General features: G+C 64.2%; 18 protein-coding genes and 1 tRNA gene. 13 read left to right on the top strand and 6 right to left on the bottom strand.

What is annotated here, in order from left to right:
- Nucleotides 1-82 precede the first annotated feature (82 nt).
- Together NDO48_RS02275 and NDO48_RS02270 are read left to right on the top strand one after the other, a co-directional pair.
- Nucleotides 83-1,492, top strand: coding sequence for a lipopolysaccharide biosynthesis protein (locus tag NDO48_RS02275; RefSeq protein WP_267320776.1), 1,410 nt, complete (start codon nucleotides 83-85; stop codon nucleotides 1,490-1,492).
- Nucleotides 1,492-2,775 (top strand): GNAT family N-acetyltransferase, encoded by a 1,284-nt coding sequence (locus tag NDO48_RS02270; protein ID WP_267320775.1) that lies wholly within the window; start codon nucleotides 1,492-1,494, stop codon nucleotides 2,773-2,775. Before NDO48_RS02275 ends, NDO48_RS02270 begins: the two co-directional genes overlap by 1 nt.
- A 51-nt stretch (nucleotides 2,776-2,826) precedes the next feature.
- Here NDO48_RS02270 and NDO48_RS02265 read toward each other — a convergent pair whose 3' ends face one another.
- Nucleotides 2,827-4,500 carry an AMP-binding protein gene (locus NDO48_RS02265; protein ID WP_267320802.1) on the bottom strand — a complete coding sequence of 558 codons (1,674 nt, stop codon included), beginning with the start codon at nucleotides 4,498-4,500 and terminating at the stop codon, nucleotides 2,827-2,829.
- Between the two features lie 33 nt (nucleotides 4,501-4,533).
- Nucleotides 4,534-4,618, bottom strand: a tRNA-Leu gene (locus tag NDO48_RS02260).
- 184 nt (nucleotides 4,619-4,802) lie between these two features.
- On the opposite strand from NDO48_RS02260, the gene NDO48_RS02255 reads away from it, so the two are divergent.
- Both NDO48_RS02255 and NDO48_RS02250 read left to right on the top strand, forming a co-directional pair.
- Nucleotides 4,803-5,390 carry a YqaA family protein gene (locus NDO48_RS02255; protein ID WP_018429655.1) on the top strand — a complete coding sequence of 196 codons (588 nt, stop codon included), beginning with the start codon at nucleotides 4,803-4,805 and terminating at the stop codon, nucleotides 5,388-5,390.
- A 37-nt stretch (nucleotides 5,391-5,427) separates the two neighbouring features.
- Nucleotides 5,428-5,943, top strand: coding sequence for a disulfide bond formation protein B (locus NDO48_RS02250; RefSeq protein ID WP_018429656.1), 516 nt, complete (start codon nucleotides 5,428-5,430; stop codon nucleotides 5,941-5,943).
- 157 nt (nucleotides 5,944-6,100) lie between these two features.
- Here the strand turns inward: NDO48_RS02250 and NDO48_RS02245 are convergent, their stop codons facing one another.
- Both NDO48_RS02245 and NDO48_RS02240 read right to left on the bottom strand, forming a co-directional pair.
- A complete protein-coding gene (locus NDO48_RS02245; protein ID WP_026227550.1) occupies nucleotides 6,101-6,658 on the bottom strand; it encodes an HNH endonuclease in 558 nt (185 codons plus the stop codon).
- A 118-nt stretch (nucleotides 6,659-6,776) separates the two neighbouring features.
- Nucleotides 6,777-7,430: a DNA-3-methyladenine glycosylase family protein gene (locus tag NDO48_RS02240; protein ID WP_267320774.1), complete on the bottom strand. Its 654-nt coding sequence runs from the start codon at nucleotides 7,428-7,430 to the stop codon at nucleotides 6,777-6,779.
- Nucleotides 7,431-7,505: 75 nt separating this feature from the next.
- On the opposite strand from NDO48_RS02240, the gene gluQRS reads away from it, so the two are divergent.
- Nucleotides 7,506-8,381 carry a tRNA glutamyl-Q(34) synthetase GluQRS gene (gene gluQRS / locus NDO48_RS02235; protein WP_267320773.1) on the top strand — a complete coding sequence of 292 codons (876 nt, stop codon included), beginning with the start codon at nucleotides 7,506-7,508 and terminating at the stop codon, nucleotides 8,379-8,381.
- A 331-nt stretch (nucleotides 8,382-8,712) separates the two neighbouring features.
- On the opposite strand, the gene NDO48_RS02230 is transcribed toward gluQRS, so the two are convergent.
- Nucleotides 8,713-9,000, bottom strand: coding sequence for a hypothetical protein (locus tag NDO48_RS02230; protein ID WP_018429661.1), 288 nt, complete (start codon nucleotides 8,998-9,000; stop codon nucleotides 8,713-8,715).
- A gap of 199 nt (nucleotides 9,001-9,199) precedes the next feature.
- Here NDO48_RS02230 and NDO48_RS02225 point away from each other — a divergent pair, with 199 nt between their 5' ends.
- Nucleotides 9,200-10,093: a DMT family transporter gene (locus NDO48_RS02225; RefSeq protein WP_040456345.1), complete on the top strand. Its 894-nt coding sequence runs from the start codon at nucleotides 9,200-9,202 to the stop codon at nucleotides 10,091-10,093.
- On the opposite strand, the gene NDO48_RS02220 is transcribed toward NDO48_RS02225, so the two are convergent.
- Nucleotides 10,060-10,911 carry a YihY/virulence factor BrkB family protein gene (locus NDO48_RS02220; protein ID WP_018429663.1) on the bottom strand — a complete coding sequence of 284 codons (852 nt, stop codon included), beginning with the start codon at nucleotides 10,909-10,911 and terminating at the stop codon, nucleotides 10,060-10,062. The genes NDO48_RS02225 and NDO48_RS02220 overlap by 34 nt on opposite strands.
- Nucleotides 10,912-11,060: 149 nt before the next feature.
- On the opposite strand from NDO48_RS02220, the gene NDO48_RS02215 reads away from it, so the two are divergent.
- The 7 genes from NDO48_RS02215 to NDO48_RS02185 all read left to right on the top strand — a co-directional run bounded on the left by NDO48_RS02215 (nucleotide 11,061) and on the right by NDO48_RS02185 (nucleotide 16,463).
- Nucleotides 11,061-11,903, top strand: coding sequence for an SDR family oxidoreductase (locus NDO48_RS02215; protein WP_267320772.1), 843 nt, complete (start codon nucleotides 11,061-11,063; stop codon nucleotides 11,901-11,903).
- 30 nt (nucleotides 11,904-11,933) lie between these two features.
- The gene (locus NDO48_RS02210) at nucleotides 11,934-12,125 is read left to right on the top strand and encodes a twin transmembrane helix small protein (protein ID WP_018429665.1); all 192 of its coding nucleotides are present in this window, start codon (nucleotides 11,934-11,936) and stop codon (nucleotides 12,123-12,125) included.
- Nucleotides 12,126-12,137: 12 nt separating this feature from the next.
- Complete coding sequence (locus tag NDO48_RS02205; RefSeq protein ID WP_267320771.1) at nucleotides 12,138-12,719, top strand: cob(I)yrinic acid a,c-diamide adenosyltransferase; 582 nt, start codon at nucleotides 12,138-12,140, stop codon at nucleotides 12,717-12,719.
- A 42-nt stretch (nucleotides 12,720-12,761) separates the two neighbouring features.
- Nucleotides 12,762-13,550, top strand: coding sequence for a rhomboid family intramembrane serine protease (locus NDO48_RS02200; RefSeq protein ID WP_018429667.1), 789 nt, complete (start codon nucleotides 12,762-12,764; stop codon nucleotides 13,548-13,550).
- Nucleotides 13,551-13,766: 216 nt separating this feature from the next.
- The gene (locus tag NDO48_RS02195; protein ID WP_018429668.1) at nucleotides 13,767-14,516 is read left to right on the top strand and encodes an electron transfer flavoprotein subunit beta/FixA family protein; all 750 of its coding nucleotides are present in this window, start codon (nucleotides 13,767-13,769) and stop codon (nucleotides 14,514-14,516) included.
- Nucleotides 14,517-14,540: 24 nt separating this feature from the next.
- Nucleotides 14,541-15,470 (top strand): electron transfer flavoprotein subunit alpha/FixB family protein, encoded by a 930-nt coding sequence (locus tag NDO48_RS02190; protein ID WP_267320770.1) that lies wholly within the window; start codon nucleotides 14,541-14,543, stop codon nucleotides 15,468-15,470.
- A 111-nt stretch (nucleotides 15,471-15,581) separates the two neighbouring features.
- Nucleotides 15,582-16,463 carry a 3-hydroxybutyryl-CoA dehydrogenase gene (locus NDO48_RS02185; protein ID WP_018429670.1) on the top strand — a complete coding sequence of 294 codons (882 nt, stop codon included), beginning with the start codon at nucleotides 15,582-15,584 and terminating at the stop codon, nucleotides 16,461-16,463.
- Nucleotides 16,464-16,557 lie beyond the last annotated feature (94 nt).

Raw genomic sequence — 16,557 nt, 5'->3', positions numbered from 1 at the left:
CCCCCGCAGCTCCACCCAACCGTTTCTTAATCGCTCTCGGTTAGACCCGTCAGCGAAAACAGCGGAAACTGGAGTGTATGGAGTGCGTTTTTCCGCAGCGATGACGGCGGAGCGGTTGCTGCCGGGGCCGATTGCCTCGCGCGCAATGCCGCTCCTGCACCGTGTCGACGCGGTGCTGTTCAGCACCGACGAACGCGGCGAAGCCGGACGCATGTCGCTGTTTGCCTTCGCCGTCCGCATCGTCAGCGCCGCCATCGCCTTCGTCAGCCAGGTGCTCCTGGCGCGCTGGATGGGCAGCTTCGAATACGGCATCTTCGTGCTGGTGTGGGTGGCGATGGTGATCGTCGGCTCGCTGTCCTGCTTCGGCTTCCACACCTCCGTCATCCGCTTCATCCCCGAATACCGTGAAAAAGGCATGCTGGCCGAACTGCGCGGCGTGCTTCTGGCCAGCCGCCTGTTCACACTGGTGGCCTCGAGCATCATCGCCGCGATCGGCATCGCCGGCGTCTGGCTGTCCTCGGGCATGATCGAGAGCTACTATGTCATCCCCTTCATGCTCGGCATGTTCTGCCTGCCGATGATCGCGCTGTCCGACGTGCTGCAAGGGTTGGCGCGGGCCAACTCCTGGGGCTTTGCCGCGCTGGTGCCGACCTACATCACTCGCCCGGTACTGATGCTTGTGTTCATGGCGATGATGATCTGGCTCGGCTACGCGCCAACCGCGGCCAACGCTGTGATCGCCTCGATCATCGCCTCCTACATCACAACAGTCAGTCAGCTTGTGCGCGTCACCGCCCGCACCGACAAGCGTGTCCCGGCCGGACCACGCACCATCAAGCTGGGCTACTGGCTGAAGATCTCGCTGCCGATCTTCCTGGTCGAAAGCTTCTTCTTCCTGCTCACCAATGCCGACGTGCTGATGGTCGGCTTCTACATGGAGCCGGACAAGGTGGCCGTCTACTTCGCCACGGTGAAGACGCTGGCGCTGGTTCATTTCGTCTATTTCGCCGTCAAGGCCGGCGTTGCCCAGCGTTACGCCCAGTTCAGCCACGGCGACACGGCAAGGCTCGCTGGCTTCGCCCGCGAGACCGTGTCGTGGACGTTCTGGCCGTCGCTGCTGATGGGTCTTCTCGTGCTGCTGCTCGGCAAGCCGCTGCTGTTCCTGTTCGGCCCGGAATTCGACGCCGGTTATCCGCTGTTGTTCCTGCTGGTGGCAGCCGTCGTGGCGCGCTCGGCAGTCGGTCCCTGCGAAAGCCTTTTGACCATGAGCGGCAACCAGAATGTCTGCGCCGTCGTCTATGCCGCAACGCTCGCCATCAACATCGGCCTCAACGTCGTGCTGATCCCGACGCTCGGCCTCTGGGGTGCGGCGATCTCGACGTCGGCCGCGATGATCTTCGAAGCGAGCGCGCTGTCATTTACCGTGTGGCGCCGCCTCGGCATCGTCATGCTCATCTTCATTCCCGCCAGGCACAAGACGGAGGCCGTGTGATGGTTGCCATCCCGCTTCTCGAGGAGACCAGCGGCGGCCCCGCCGGCACCATGATTGCCGGCCTTGCCGGTGCTGCCACCAATGCGTCCGATGCGGCCCATATGGAGCTGGTCGCCAACGACAGGCCCCTGCGCCGGCTCGCCATCTACCCGGCCTCTGCCGGCTTCGACCTGGTGGAAGAGCTGGACCATCTCAGCGCCCGCACCATCGAGCCCAACGTCTTCTTCAACCCGCGTTTCCTGGCACCTGCCATGCCGAGGCTGGAGGACCGCGAGGTCAGGCTCGCCGTCATCCGCGACGGCAACGAATACCGCAGCCGGCTACGCCTTCTGGTGCCCTATTCGGTCGAGAAACCGGCGATCCCGCTGGGCGTGCCGGTCATGCGGACCTGGTCGAGCCCGTTCGGGCCACTAGGCACGCCCCTGATCGACCGCGACGACCCCGAAGGCGTGATCGAGGATTTCTTCGCCATGCTGGCGCGACCGCATCTCAAGCTGCCCAAGGTGTTCGTGCTGCCCGACATGCGCCTCGACGGCGCGGTCGCACGCATGCTGCGCTCGGTCGCCGAGACCAGGGGCCTGCCGCTGGTACTGACAGGCGCGTTCGAGCGGCCGTTCCTCGAAAGCGACCTCGAGGGCGACGACTATCTCAAGTCCTCGCTCGGCAACCGTCACTTCAAGGAATTCCGCCGCCTCGGCCGTCGCCTCGCCGAACAGGGCGAGGTCGAGCATCAGGTCGCCCGCAGCGAAGACGATGTCCGCGACGCCATCGAGCGCTTCCTGACGCTGGAAGCCTCCGGCTGGAAGGGCCGCAAGCGCACCGCTATGGTGATCGACCGCTATCGCGCCGCTTTTGTGCGCGAGGCGGTGCACCGCATGTCGGAGCTCGACCTCTGCCGCGTCCACTCGCTGACGCTGGATGGCCGCACCGTGGCGAGCCTGGTGGTCTTCATCGAGGCCGGCGTCGCCTACACCTGGAAGATCGCCTATGACGAAAGCCTGTCGGCCTTTTCGCCGGGCGTGCTCTTGATGATGGGCGTGACTGGCCAGCATCTCGACGATCCCAACATCGTCATGACCGATTCCTGCGCCGTGCCCGACCATCCGATGGTCAGCAAGATGTGGAGCGAGCGCAAGCCGATGGGCACCTTCGTGGTCGGTTTGACGCCCGACGTCGACCGTGCCACGCGTCAGGCCGCCTCGCAACTGCATCTCTATCGCCAGACGCGCAGGCTCGCCGCCAAGCTGCGCGACCGCATGCGCGGCCTGCTGAGGCGGCGTTAGTGCATGGCCCCGAAAATCGGCTTCGATTTTCGGAAAGGACCATGCACCAGATCAAGATGCGACGCTGTCCTTTGCGCGTCCAAGAGGATGCGCCGCGCCGTCCCTCGCCTCGCGTTTTGCCCGTTCGCGAAAGATCCGGCGGATGACCTTGCCGGTGGTGGTCAGCGGCATGGAATCGACGAACTCGACCTCGCGTGGATATTCGTGCGCCGACAGGCGCTCACGCACCCAGAGCTTGATCTCCTCGGCCAGTGCAGCACTGCGCTCGACATCGGGCTTCAGCACGACATAAGCCTTGACGATCTCGGTGCGCAGCGCGTCGGGCTTGCCGACGGCAGCGGCGAGCGCCACCGCCGGATGGCCGGTCAGGCAATCCTCGATCTCGCCGGGGCCGATGCGGAAGCCGGCCGAGGTGATGACATCGTCGTCGCGACCGAAGAAGGTGACGTAGCCGTCCCTGTCCTCGATGCCCTGATCGCCCGTCGTCATCCACTCGCCGATGAACTTCTTCTCGGTCGCCTCGGGGTTCTGCCAATATTCGAGAAACATCACCGGGTTGGGCCGGGCAATGGCGATCTGACCGGGTTCGCCCATTGGCACACGACGGCCCTCGGCATCGATGATGGCGACGCGGTGGCCAGGCACGGCCTTGCCGATGGCCCCGCCTTTGGTGATGCCAAGGCCAGCGCAAGAGGCGAGCACCGCGTTGCATTCGGTCTGGCCGTAGAACTCGTTGACCGTGAGCCCGAGTTCGGCAGCCGCCCAATCATAAGTCTCGCGGCCGAGCGACTCGCCGGCGGAGCCGATGCTGCGCAGGCCGAGACGGAAGCGCCTGCGGATGTCGGGCACTGTCTTGAGCATGCGCAGTGCTGTCGGCGGGATGAAGGCATTGCGAACCCGCGTCTTTTCGACGAGCAACAGGGCAGCCTCCGGATCGAACTTTTCGAAACGCGCAGCGACCACGGGCAAGCCGAAATAGAGGCTGGGCAAAAGCAGGTTGAGCAGGCCGCCGGCCCAGGCCCAGTCGGCGGGTGTCCAGGTCAGGTCGCCCGGCTGGGGGAAGAACTCCTGCGCCATCTGGATGCCGGGCAGATGGCCGAGCAGCACCCTGTGGCCATGCAGCGCACCCTTGGGCGGTCCGGTCGTGCCCGAGGTGAAGATCATCATCGCCGGATCGTCGGGCCCCGTGTCCTCGGCGGCGAAGACCGGCGAATGATCGGCAATGAGGCGATGGAAGTCGTTGGCATCGCCGCTGTCGACCACGACGACGGTTTCGAGTTCCGGCAGGCGGCCCTTGATCAGGCCGACCTTGGCAAAGCCCGCCCCGTTGGTGACGATGGCCCGGACACCGGCAGTCTGCAGCCGGTATTCAAGCGCCTCAACGCCGAACAGCAGTGCCAGCGGCACAGTGATGGCGCCGAGCTTATAGATGGCGACATGGGCGATCGCCGTCTCGAAGCTCTGTGGCAAAAGCAGCGCGACGCGGTCGCCACGGCGCACGCCGCGTGCCCTCAAGGCATGGGCCAGCGCGTTGGAGCGGAGCGCGAGATCGCCGAAGGACAGTGTGTCGGCTGTTCCCTCGGAGCGGTAGCCGAGCAGCGCTGGACGATCGGGATCGACTGCGGCCCAGCGATCCGAAACCGCGGTGCCGATGTTGAATTTCTCAGGGATACGCCAGTGGAAGTCGCGATAGAGGGCGTCGTAGGTGTCGCGCCGTTCGAGCATGGACAAGTGTCTCCGCTCCTCCCGCGAATAAAATGGTGCCCCTAGCCGGGATCGAACCAGCACTCCTTGCGGAACTCGATTTTGAGTCGAGCGCGTCTACCAATTCCGCCATAGGGGCCTGCCCTAAAATGGACAGAACGGTGGCGGACTATACGGTCAGGCACCCTGCCGTCAACTGCCCCGACGCGTGAATGTGCGACAGATTGTGCGTGCTGTGCCGGTTTCGCATTCGTGAAGGCCTCACGCATTGTGCGCTACAGCAATTCTTCCTAAACAGGCAGCGCGTAATCCAAGGGGGCCAGATGCTTCGCCGACTCTACGACTGGACCTTGTCACTCGCGGCAAGGAAATCCGCCGAATGGTGGCTGGCCTTCATCGCCTTCGTCGAAAGCTCGGTCTTCCTCGTCCCAGCCGATGTGCTTTACCTGCCGATGGCTCTGTCGCGGCCCGACAAGGCATACCGCTATGCCATTATCGCTACGGTCGCCTCGGTGCTGGGCGGCATTGCCGGCTGGTACATCGGCCACTACGCCTTCGAGGCCGTCGCCAAGCCCGTGCTCGAATTCTACGGCAAGTATGACGAATTCGAAGCGCTCAAGGTGTCATCAGGCGCCGGCATCATCCTGTTGATGCTCGTCACGTCGGGGCTGTCGCATCTGCCGCCGATCAAGGTGGTGACCATTCTCGCCGGTGTCGTCAGCTTCCCGCTCGGCTGGTTCATCGTCTCGGCGATTATTGCCCGCGGCGCCCGCTTCCTGTTCCTCGCCTGGCTGCTCAGGACCTATGGCGAGCCGATCCGCGAATTCATCGAGAAGCGACTGGGACTGCTGGCCGGCATCGCTGCCGCTGCCCTCATTTTGCTCTATCTTCTCGTCAGATACCTCCACTGAACGGCAATTGCCTGTAACAACAGCTGGGCACCAAAGAATGACCTCCCTCACTTCAACGACCGGCCGCAGCCAGACGCTGACAGCGCTTTTCCTTGCCGTCGCCATGGCAGTCGTCGTCGGCACCGCACTCGGCTTCCAGCACATCGGCGGCTACATGCCCTGCAAGCTGTGCCTCGAGCAGCGCACGCCCTACTATGTCGGCGTGCCGCTGATGGCGCTGGCGGCCCTGTCCTCGGCGATGCACTGGCCGTCATGGCTGACCCGCGCGCTGCTGGCGCTGGGCGGCTTGCTGATGCTCTACGGCCTCTATCTTGGCGGTTACCACGCCGGTGTCGAATGGCGCTGGTGGGCCGGCCCGACCGACTGCCAGGCCGTTTCGGGCACCGTCGACACCGGCGGCAAGGGCCTGCTTGACGTGCTCAACACCGTCGTGCCGCCTCGCTGCGAGGACGCCGCCCTGCGCGTGCTCGGCCTGTCCTTCGCCGGCTGGAACGTGCTCGCCAGCGCGTTTCTGGCGGTGGTGGCCCTACGTGCGGCTTTCAAGAAGGCTTGATCAAGACAAACCTGACGCAGCGTTCGCCAGGAATTCGACAGGGTGAGTCGAATGGCATGGTTTTCGAGAACCGAAGCACAGCGGACATAAAGTCCTTGAGCACCGGAAGCGCAGAAAACCGCGTCAGTCGGCCAATCCGGCGAATAGTCGGTGAACTCTACGGCTCCAGCTCGACATCCCAGTAGAGATAATCCATCCAGCTTTCGTGCAGATGGTTGGGCGGGAACAGCCGGCCGTTGTTGTGCAGGTCGTGCACCGTCGGCTGGAACGGCTTCTGCAGCGGCCACATCTTGGCCTGCGCCGGCATCATACCGCCCTTCCTGAGATTGCAGGGCGAGCAGGCGGCGACGACATTTTCCCACGTCGTAGCGCCGCCGCTGTGGCGCGGGATGACGTGGTCGAAAGTCAGGTCTTCTGGCGTGCCGCAATATTGGCATTGAAAGCGGTCGCGCAGGAAAACGTTGAAGCGGGTGAAGGCCGGATAACGCGACGGCTTCACATAGGTCTTGAGGCTGACCACGCTGGGCAGCTTCATCGAGAAGGTCGGCGAGGAAACGGCGTGCTCGTATTCGGCAACGATGTTGACCCGATCGAGGAACACCGCCTTGATCGCATCCTGCCAGGACCACAGCGACAAGGGATAGTAGCTGAGCGGGCGATAATCCGCGTTCAGCACCAGCGCTGGAAGCCCATCCGGAGACACGGCAACCGTCACTTCGTTTACCTCCTTGGTCCTCGAACCTAACGGTACGAATACTGTAAGCCCGAGGTGACAGGAATGTGAAGCGGCTTGTCGGTCACAAAGCCCGTCAAAAATGCGCGATTTCGCGCAATCAGGCGGGATTTCCGGCCGGCGGCGCGGCATCCCGGCCCCGGGTTTCCCGATAATACGCCCAGAACAGCCTCGAAGCGACCCCCCGCCATGGCGCCCATGATTCGGCAAGCCGAATCAGTGCCTTCTCGCCGGGGCGCGGATCGATGCCCAGCGCATGACCGACGGCGCTTTGCAGCGCCACGTCGCGAGCCGGGAAAATGTCGGGGTGGCCGGCGGCGAACAGAAGATAGACCTCGGCCGTCCATGGCCCGATACCTGATATGGCGACCATGGTTGCCATCGCCTCCCGTGCGTCGAGCCGGCAAAGGTCGTCGAGGTCGAGCCCGTCGGCGGCGGCCCTGGCGACGGCAAGCAGGGTCTTCTGCTTGGGGCGCGACAGGCCGGCCTCACGGAACACGCCCTCGCCTGCGGCAAGCAGGCCTTGCGGCGTCAGCGGATCGACCAGGGTCGAGAACCGGCCGAAGATCGCCTTTGCACTCGCCGTCGACACCTGCTGCGAAACGATGATCGAGGCGAGGCTGGCGAAGCCTGGCTCGGTCAGCCGGAGCGGCACCTCGCCGGCGATGGCCCGCACCGCCTCGAGCCGGGGATCGAGGGCGACAAGGGCGTCGAGACCGCTGTTGATGTCGTCGATGTTGGAGATGCGGCGCATGGCATGTCTTGTGAGCTTCGGGCAGGCAACGTAGCAATCGGAAAAGCAAACGTTCAATCCGAAACCGCAACGCTCATGACGGCTCCTGTCTTTCGTTTCGCGCCCAGCCCCAATGGCGAGCTGCATCTCGGCCACGCGCTTTCCGCGCTGACCAATCAGTCTATGGCGGCAAGCAGCGGGGGTCGGTTGCTGCTGCGCATCGAGGACATCGACGTCACCCGCTGTTCGCCCGAATACGAAACCGGCATTTTCCGCGACCTGGCCTGGCTGGGGTTTGGCTGGGAAGAGCCGGTGCGCCGGCAGTCGGAGCATTTCGGCGACTATGAAGCAGCGCTCGAGCGCCTCAAAAAGGATGAACTCGTCTATCCCGCCTTCATGAGCCGCGGCGATATCCGGGCAGTGATCGTCGAGCATGAGGCAAAGGGAAAAAGCTGGCCGCGCGACCCTGACGGCGCGCCGCTCTACCCCGGAACGGACAAGACGCTGTCGCAGCGCGAGCGCCAGCGACGCATCGATGCCGGCGTGCCCTTCGCCTGGCGGCTCGACACGACGGCTGCAGTCGAGCGACTGGGACATCAGCTGGCATGGCGCGAATGGTCGAGCGAGGCGATGACCGCAGCGGCGGACATTGCGGCCGAGCCCGCGCAATGGGGCGACGTGATCATTGCCCGCAAGGAGATCCCCACCAGCTATCACCTGTCGGTGGTGGTCGACGACGCGCTGCAGGGCATCAGCCACGTCGTGCGTGGCAAGGATCTCTATTTCGCCACCTCGGTACAGCGTCTCCTGCAGGAGGCGCTGGGACTGCCCGCGCCGAGCTACTTCCACCACAGGCTGGTGCCCGGGCCGGATGGCCGCAAGCTGTCCAAAAGCCAACGCGACACCGGTCTTGCAGCGCTGCGGGACGCCGGGGAGACGCCCGAAACGATAAGGGCGATGCTGGGGCTTTAGTTCGGGATGATCTCGTCCTGATGCACCAGTATGGAGCCTACACGGGTTTCGCCGAGGTTGTCATCCTTGACCTCGTGAGCGAACAAAGCGAGCGGAGAGTGTCGAGGATCCATGCCGTTACCGGCGAAGTAGTCGGGACGGAACATGGTCTAGCCTGATCCAGTTGGTCGTGCCGCTGGCGGGCGGTCGGTCAAGCGCCCTTCGACAAGCTCCGGATGAGGACCGTTCATGCTGCCGGCGTTGCGTCGGGATGTTAGACGGCGCAACGACAACGGCGACAATCTTCATCCTGAGCCTGCTCCCCACCCGGGGGCCGTCCCCAACCGCGTGATCAAAAACGCGCGGCGGCGGCCTTGAGCAGGGCAAGCAGGCTGATGAAGACGAAGGCGCCGCCCAGCCCCCAGGCGACCGCGAGCTTGAGGTCGCGCAGCGAGATGCCATAGCTGTTGGCGACGATCACGGCGCCGAAGAAGCCGGCGGTGAACAGGAGCATGTTGCCGGTGGGGCCGAAGCCGTCTTCCTTCATGATGGCGTCGAGGGCTGCGCCAAAGAAGAACGCCATGACGGCAACGAAGGCGACGGCCATCATCAACCAGCCCGGGTCGAGATTCCACAACATCCGCGGTCCTTTCAAAGGCCGACAGTGGGGTTTCTACCGGGCCGCATCCCGGGCATGCGTCTCCCGGATCGGATGGTCGGATCAGGTCCGGTGAATCTATGGATCAATCGTTTCGTTTTGCTTGCCCGAATATTCGGCATTAGAGCGATCTGATGAACTCCCTGCCAGGGCGCCTCGCCCGGCCAGCCCAGCGGTACCGATGACATCCTCTCCCAAACGTCTGATACCGGCCACCTTCGTGCTGCTCTGGGCGACCGGCTTCATCGGCGCGCGCTACGCCATGCCATGGGCGGAGCCATTCACCTTCCTGGCGGTCCGCTTCGTGATTGCGGCCGTCATCCTCGGCGGCATCATGCTCGCCATCGGCTCCAAGCGCCTGACAAACCGAGCCGCGCTGCATGCGGTGGCCATCGGCATGCTGCTGCACGGCGTCTATCTCGGCGGCGTGTTCTGGGCGATCCACCAGGGCCTGCCGGCTGGCCTCTCGGCGCTGATTGCCGGCCTGCAGCCTCTGGTGACGGCGGTACTCGCGGGTGCGCTTCTGGGCGAGGAAATCCGCCCGCGTCACTGGTTGGGGCTGGCCGTTGGCTTCGTCGGGGTGGTCATAGTGCTGTCGCCCAAGCTCGGCGCACTCGGCGGCGGCGTGACCTGGCAGACGCTGACGGCATCGGTGATCGCCATGGGCGGCATCAGCGCCGGCACCATCTGGCAGAAGCGCGTGGGCAGCGCCAGCGACCTCGTGACCGGCACCTTCTGGCAATATGTCGGCGCAGGCATATTGATGACGGTCGCCTCCTTCGCCTTCGAGCACCAGCAGGTGACCGTCAATGGTGAACTGGTCTTCGCCATGGCCTGGCTGGTCTTCGTGCTCTCCATCGGCGCGATCTTCCTGTTGATGGTGATGATCCGCGACGGGGCCATGTCGAAGGTCGCCTCGCTGTTCTACCTCGTGCCGTCGGTGACGGCGGTCATTGCATGGCTGCTGTTCGACGAACAGTTGTCTGCGGTGCAGCTCGTGGGCATGGCGATCGCCACGCTCGGCGTCGGCCTGGCGACGGCTCAGCCCGGCACGCGGGCGCGGGCTTCCAGATAGCGGCTGATGGCGGCGTTGAGTTCGCCGCCGAGGATGAAGATCGCCGAGATGATGTAGAGGAAGACGATGGCGATCATGATCGAGGCAAGACCGGCATAGGTGGTGACGTAGGCCGCAAAGGTGTCGAGATAGGCGGCGAAGATCGTCGAGCCGATGAGCCAGGCGACCAGCGTGAAGATGATGCCCGGGATGACGCTGAGAAAACGCCGGCGCCCGTCCGGCAGCCACAGATGCACGGCAAACAGGCCGAAGACGATGACCGCCGATGCAATCGAGAACCGCCACACGGTGATCGTGCCCATATAGGGTTTGATCCATTCGAACTTGGCCTCGAGGATGCGCGCGATGATCGGCGCAAACACCAGCAGTACCGAAATGGCGACGAAGCTGATCGTGGCGATGAGCACGAAGAAGATGCTCTGGGTGCGTCGAAACCAGATGGTGCGGGTTTCAGTGACGCGGTAGGCGCGGTTGAGCGAGGTGCGCAGCGCCTCGACGCCGTTGGACGCAAAGAAGGCGGCGAGCAGCACGCCATAGGTCAGAAGGTCGGTGCGCTGGACAGTGAGCACGTTGACCACTTCGCGGGCGATCGGCTCGGCGATCTGGTCGGGCCAGGTGTCGAAGACCAGATGCACGGCGGTTTCGGCGAAGGCGTCGGCGCCGAGGAAGCTGGCGAGCGTGGTGGCGAAGATCAGGAACGGAAACAGCGCCATCAGCGCCGAGATGGCGAGATGACTGGCCATCGCCCATCCGTCATCGTCATAGAAATGGCCGACTGCGTCGAAGAGCACGCGCCGCACGGCGACGATCTTGCGCATCAGCTCCAGTTTTCCGCTCCGTCCTGATAGGCCCTGGCCAACTACCTGGCGGCCGATAGTGACACGGCCAATCATCCATTGGCCAATTGTTTCGTGGCGGCGAATATGGGAAGGCTTTGCCCTCATTTACAAGGCCAGGCGAAAACGAAGTGAGCCCGATCAACGAGTTACGCACGATAATCGTGACCGGCGCATCGTCGGGCATCGGCGCCCACTGCGCCCGCGCGCTGAAGGCCGAAGGCTGGCGAGTCTTCGCCACCGCACGCAAACCCGAGGACATCGCAGCGCTTGAGGCCGACGGCATCGAGGCGCTCTATCTCGACTACACCGAATCCGCCTCCATCGAGGCGCTGGTGGCGACCGTGCTCGAACGGACCGGGGGACGGCTCGACGCGCTCTTCAACAACGGCGCCCATGCGCAGGCCGGCGCTGTGGAGGACCTGCCGGTGGCCGCGCTGCGCGACCAGTTCGAGGCCAATTTCTTCGGCTGGCACGACCTGACGCGGCGCATCGTGCCCGTCATGCGGGCGCAAGGGCGTGGGCGCATCGTCAATTGCTCGTCGATCCTCGGCCTGACGCCGGTGCGCTTCCGTGGCGCCTATGCCGCCTCCAAACATGCGCTGGAAGGCCTGATGCTGTGCATGCGCCAGGAACTCGACGGTTCGGGCGTGCATGTGTCGATGATCGAGCCCGGCCCGGTGAAATCGAAGATCGCCACCAACGGCCTGCCTTGGTTCAAGCGTTACATTGATGCCGAGCATTCGGTGCATCACGAAGCCTATCGCACCCAGCTCGAAAGGCTGTCGAGCGGCGGCTCCAAGTCGCGGCTGAAGGAAGGCCCCGAGGCGGTGCATGCGGTATTGCGACACGCCCTGCTGTCGCCGCGCCCGCGTCCACATTATGCTGTGACGATCCCGGCGAGAATCGGTGTCGTGCTCAAGCGGCTCCTGCCTGCCTCGCTGCTCTACAGAATACTGGCGCGACAGGCCTGAGCCGACCGGCGCCAAACACAGGAAACCACCATGGCAACCGCGTTCAACATCCTTGCCGTCGTCTTCATGGTCGCCGTGGTGATCGTGCTCGGCCGTGGGCTGATCAACATGCTGCGCGGCGGCTCGGGCACCACCTCCAACAAGCTGATGCAGGCGCGCGTGCTTTTGCAGGCGATCGCGCTGATCTTCATCGTGCTGACCCTCTATTTCACCCGCCGCTGACGGGGTACGGGCATGGTCAAGCTCAACAAGATCTACACCCGCACCGGCGATGACGGCACGACAGGACTCGGCACCGGCGAGCGCCGCCTGAAATCGGATCTCCGCGTCGAGGCCTACGGCGCGGTCGACGAGGCTAATGCCTGCATCGGCATGGCGCGCGTGCACACCGCCGCCGACCATCCCGAGCTCGACGCCATGCTGGTCCGCATCCAGAACGACATGTTCGACCTCGGTGCCGATCTGTCCACGCCCGACACCGGCAAGGACCTCGGTTACGAGCCGCTGCGCATTGTCGCCAGCCAGACGGCACGGGTCGAAGCCGACATCGACCTGCTCAACGCCAGGCTCGAACCGCTGCGGTCGTTCGTGCTGAATGGCGGCTCGCCGGCAGCGGCAGCTCTGCACCTTGCTCGCACCGTGGCGCGCCGCGCCGAGCGAGTCATGGTGGCGCTGGCCCAGAACCCGGACGAGCACGTCAACCGCGAAGGCATCCGCTACATCAACCGTGTGTCGGACCTGCTGTTCGTCGCTGCCCGCGTCGCCAATGACAACGGAAAAGCCGATGTGTTATGGGTGCCGGGCAAGAACCGCTGATGTGAGCGGATTGCTGGTTCCGGGGGAGCGGAAGCGAGCCGCATGTTCATTCCGCTCTATGATTCGAACCACTTGCGCCACATCCGGCTGCAATATGTCACCTTCGCCCTGATCGCCCTCAACGTCATCGCCTACTGCATCACCTATCTGGGCAGTGAGGAGTTCATGACGGCTGCGGTGCTGGGCCTGGGCTACATTCCGTCCGTCGTGCACGACACGGCGGAGCTATCGCCCGACCTCGTCATCATTCCCGAGCAGATGAGCTACATCACCTACTCGTTCCTGCATGGCGATCTGCTGCATCTCGGCGGCAACATGCTGTTCCTCTGGGTATTCGGCGACAATGTCGAGGATGCGCTCGGCCACTTCCGCTTCCTCGTCTTCTACCTGCTCTGCGCCTTTGCCGGCGCCTGGCTGCACGGTTTCATGATCCCGGACTCGCAAACGCCGCTGATCGGCGCATCGGGTGCGATCGCCGGCGTGGTCGTCGCCTACCTGATGCTCTACCCGCGGGTGAAAGTCTGGGTGCTGGCCTTTGCCCGAATTCCGCTGCGCATTCCGGCCTGGATTCCGCTGGTGCTGTGGGTGATCTTCCAGTTCGCCATGATCGCCATCGGCGGCGACGACGAGGTGAGCTGGGCCGCCCATGTCGGCGGCATTGTCGCCGGCGCCGTGCTGGTGCTGATCCTACGCCGACGCGACGTGCCGCTGTTTGCCGAGGCCGAGGATACGTCGCCGCCAGCCCCGAGAGCGGAAGCCCCCGATACACCTGAGCCGCCCGCGCCCCAACCGCCCGCCCAGCCAGCGTCGCGATGGGGCCGCCAGCGCTAGGCTGGCCCAGATTTTCAACCGATTTGACGTCCATACGGATATTGACAGGCCACTTCGCCCACAACTACGGTCCGCCCGCTTCCGGCAGCCCTCCTGCCACCGAAAGCACGAGATCAGGTCTGTTTTTCCGCCCAATATGTCGGCAATCGACAATTGCAGCGGGCCAGGCGCTGCTATAGCGCGCTCAATAATGCTGTTCAGAGAGGTACCAAGCCGATGAAAGTTCTCGTCCCGGTCAAGCGGGTTGTCGATGCGAACGTGAAGGTTCGGGTGAAGGCCGACGGTTCTGGCGTTGAGCTGGCCAATGTGAAGATGGCGATGAACCCGTTCGACGAGATCGCGGTCGAAGAGGCGATCCGCCTCAAGGAAGCCGGCAAGGTCGAGGAGATCGTCGTGGTCTCGATCGGACCTGCGCAGGCTCAGGAAACCCTGCGCACCGCGCTGGCCATGGGCGCCGACCGCGCCATCCTGGTCAAGACCGAAGATGCGGTCGAGCCGCTGGGCGTCGCCAAGGTGCTGAAGGGCGTGGTCGCTGCCGAGGCTCCCGGCCTCGTGCTGCTCGGCAAGCAGGCCATCGACGACGATTCGAACCAGACCGGCCAGATGTTGGCGGCGCTGCTGGGCTGGGCCCAGGGCACGTTTGCCTCGAAGATCGAGCTTGGTGGCGACAAGGCCAAGGTGACGCGCGAAGTCGATGGCGGCCTGCAGACGGTCGAGCTCAAGATGCCGGCGATCGTGACGGTGGACCTGCGCCTAAACCAGCCGCGCTATGCCTCGCTGCCCAACATCATGAAGGCCAAGAAGAAGCCTCTGGACGAGAAGTCGGCAGCCGACTTCGGCGCCGACATCACCCCGCGCCTCAAGGTCATCAAGACCGAGGAGCCGGGCGGCCGCAAGGCTGGCGTCAAGGTCAAGTCCGTCGCCGAGCTCGTCGACAAGCTCAAGAACGAAGCCGGCGTGCTTTAAGCGAAGCGGAAAGGGATCAACAACATGGCAATTCTCCTCATCGCCGAACACGACAACGCTTCGCTCTCCGACCAGACCGCCAAGGCGCTGTCGGCGGCTCAGAAGATCGGTTCCGACGTCGACGTGCTGGTCGCAGGCAAGGGCGCCAAGGCTGCTGCTGAAGCAGCCGCCAAGCTCAAGGGCGTGCGCAAGGTGCTGCTGGCCGAAGCCGACGAGCTGGCCGAGCGCCTGGCCGAGCCGACCGCGGCACTGGTCGTCGGCCTCGCCGGCAACTATGACGCCATCGTCGCCGCTGCCACCTCGACCGGCAAGAACGTCGCCCCGCGCGTCGCTGCCCTGCTCGACGTCGGCCAGGTCTCGGAAATCATCGAGGTCGTCTCGCCGGACACCTTCAAGCGTCCGATCTATGCCGGCAACGCCATCCAGACGGTTCAGGCAACCGACGCCAAGAAGGTGATCACCGTGCGCACGGCTTCCTTCCAGGCAGCCGCCGAGGGCGGTTCGGCCGCTATCGAGACCGTTTCGGCAGCCGCCAATCCGGGCCTGTCCTCGTTCGTCGAGAACAAGCTGTCGGAAAGCGACCGTCCGGAGCTGACGTCGGCCAAGATCATCATCTCGGGTGGTCGCGCGCTCGGCTCGGCCGAGAAGTTCCAGGAAGTCATCCTGCCGGTGGCCGACAAGCTCGGTGCCGCCGTCGGCGCCAGCCGCGCTGCCGTCGACGCCGGCTACGCCCCCAACGACTGGCAGGTCGGCCAGACCGGCAAGGTGGTCGCCCCCGATCTCTACATCGCCTGCGGCATCTCGGGCGCAATCCAGCATCTCGCCGGCATGAAGGACTCGAAGGTCATCGTCGCCATCAACAAGGACGAAGAAGCCCCGATCTTCCAGGTGGCCGACTACGGCATCGTTGGTGACCTCTTCACCGTCCTGCCGGAGCTCGAAAAGGCGCTTTGACGCCTCTTCGCCCAAAGTATTAAAATGTTGTGGCCGGGGTAGACGAACGCTACCCCGGCCATTTAGTTTGCATTGCACAAAACTAATAAAAACTTCGACGGGATTGGTGTGATGACGGGTAAGATCGAGACGGTCGGCATTGTCGGTGCGGGCCAGATGGGTGGCGGAATTGCACATGTTTCGGCCCTCGCCGGCTACAGCGTGCTGATCTACGACCTCTCGCCCGAGCGCATCGAAAAAGGCATCGCCACCATCAACGGCAACCTGGCCCGCCAAGTCGCGTCGGGCAAGCTCGACGAGCAGTCGCGCAAGGATGCGATGGCCCGCATCTCTGCGGCTCCCGCAATGGCCGACCTCGCCAGCGCCGACCTCGTGATCGAGGCGGCAACCGAGGACGAGACGGTCAAGCGCAAGATCTATGCGCAGCTCTGCCCGCAGTTGAACCCCGAGGCGATCCTCGCCACCAACACCTCGTCGATTTCGATCACGCGCCTTGCCGCGCAGACCGATCGTCCTGAGCGTTTCATCGGCATCCACTTCATGAACCCGGTTCCGGTCATGAAGCTGGTCGAGCTGGTGCGCGGCATCGCCACCGAAGACAAGACCTTCGAGGCCTCGAAGGAATATGTCCGCCACCTCGACAAGACGGTCACCGTCTCGGAGGATTTCCCTGCCTTCATCGTCAACCGCATCCTGCTGCCGATGATCAACGAGGCGATCTACACCCTCTATGAGGGTGTCGGCACCGTCGAAGCCATCGACACGGCGATGAAGCTCGGCGCCAACCATCCGATGGGGCCACTGCAGCTCGCCGACTTCATCGGCCTCGACACCTGCCTGTCGATCATGCAGGTGCTGCACGACGGCCTGTCGGACTCGAAGTACCGTCCCTGCCCGCTTCTGGTGAAATATGTCGAGGCCGGCTGGCTCGGCCGCAAGACCGGCCGCGGCTTCTACGACTATCGCGGCGAGCATCCGGTTCCGACGCGCTGAACCGCATTTCGGCGGACAAGAGGCTCACCATGCCGACAGCCTGAAATAGCTGCCGGCCAGCCTCCGGTGTTAACCCGGCCTTTCCAGTTTGGAT

The sequence above is a fragment of the Aminobacter sp. MET-1 genome (assembly GCF_026521175.1).
Classification (GTDB): Bacteria; Pseudomonadota; Alphaproteobacteria; order Rhizobiales; family Rhizobiaceae; genus Aminobacter.
The sequence above is the reverse complement of the archived record's forward strand: the minus strand, read 5'-3'. Positions and strand labels throughout refer to the sequence as shown.

Coding starts and splice junctions, on each gene's coding strand:
- NDO48_RS02230 (WP_018429661.1), bottom strand. CDS start 9,000: ATGTTGTGGAATCTCGACCCGGGCTGGTTGATGATGGCCGTCGCCTTC.
- NDO48_RS02190 (WP_267320770.1), top strand. CDS start 14,541: ATGGCAATTCTCCTCATCGCCGAACACGACAACGCTTCGCTCTCCGAC.
- NDO48_RS02200 (WP_018429667.1), top strand. CDS start 12,762: ATGTTCATTCCGCTCTATGATTCGAACCACTTGCGCCACATCCGGCTG.
- gluQRS (WP_267320773.1), top strand. CDS start 7,506: ATGACGGCTCCTGTCTTTCGTTTCGCGCCCAGCCCCAATGGCGAGCTG.
- NDO48_RS02265 (WP_267320802.1), bottom strand. CDS start 4,500: ATGCTCGAACGGCGCGACACCTACGACGCCCTCTATCGCGACTTCCAC.
- NDO48_RS02240 (WP_267320774.1), bottom strand. CDS start 7,430: ATGCGCCGCATCTCCAACATCGACGACATCAACAGCGGTCTCGACGCC.
- NDO48_RS02220 (WP_018429663.1), bottom strand. CDS start 10,911: ATGCGCAAGATCGTCGCCGTGCGGCGCGTGCTCTTCGACGCAGTCGGC.
- NDO48_RS02225 (WP_040456345.1), top strand. CDS start 9,200: ATGACATCCTCTCCCAAACGTCTGATACCGGCCACCTTCGTGCTGCTC.
- NDO48_RS02185 (WP_018429670.1), top strand. CDS start 15,582: ATGACGGGTAAGATCGAGACGGTCGGCATTGTCGGTGCGGGCCAGATG.
- NDO48_RS02250 (WP_018429656.1), top strand. CDS start 5,428: ATGACCTCCCTCACTTCAACGACCGGCCGCAGCCAGACGCTGACAGCG.
- NDO48_RS02205 (WP_267320771.1), top strand. CDS start 12,138: ATGGTCAAGCTCAACAAGATCTACACCCGCACCGGCGATGACGGCACG.
- NDO48_RS02255 (WP_018429655.1), top strand. CDS start 4,803: ATGCTTCGCCGACTCTACGACTGGACCTTGTCACTCGCGGCAAGGAAA.
- NDO48_RS02195 (WP_018429668.1), top strand. CDS start 13,767: ATGAAAGTTCTCGTCCCGGTCAAGCGGGTTGTCGATGCGAACGTGAAG.
- NDO48_RS02270 (WP_267320775.1), top strand. CDS start 1,492: ATGGTTGCCATCCCGCTTCTCGAGGAGACCAGCGGCGGCCCCGCCGGC.
- NDO48_RS02210 (WP_018429665.1), top strand. CDS start 11,934: ATGGCAACCGCGTTCAACATCCTTGCCGTCGTCTTCATGGTCGCCGTG.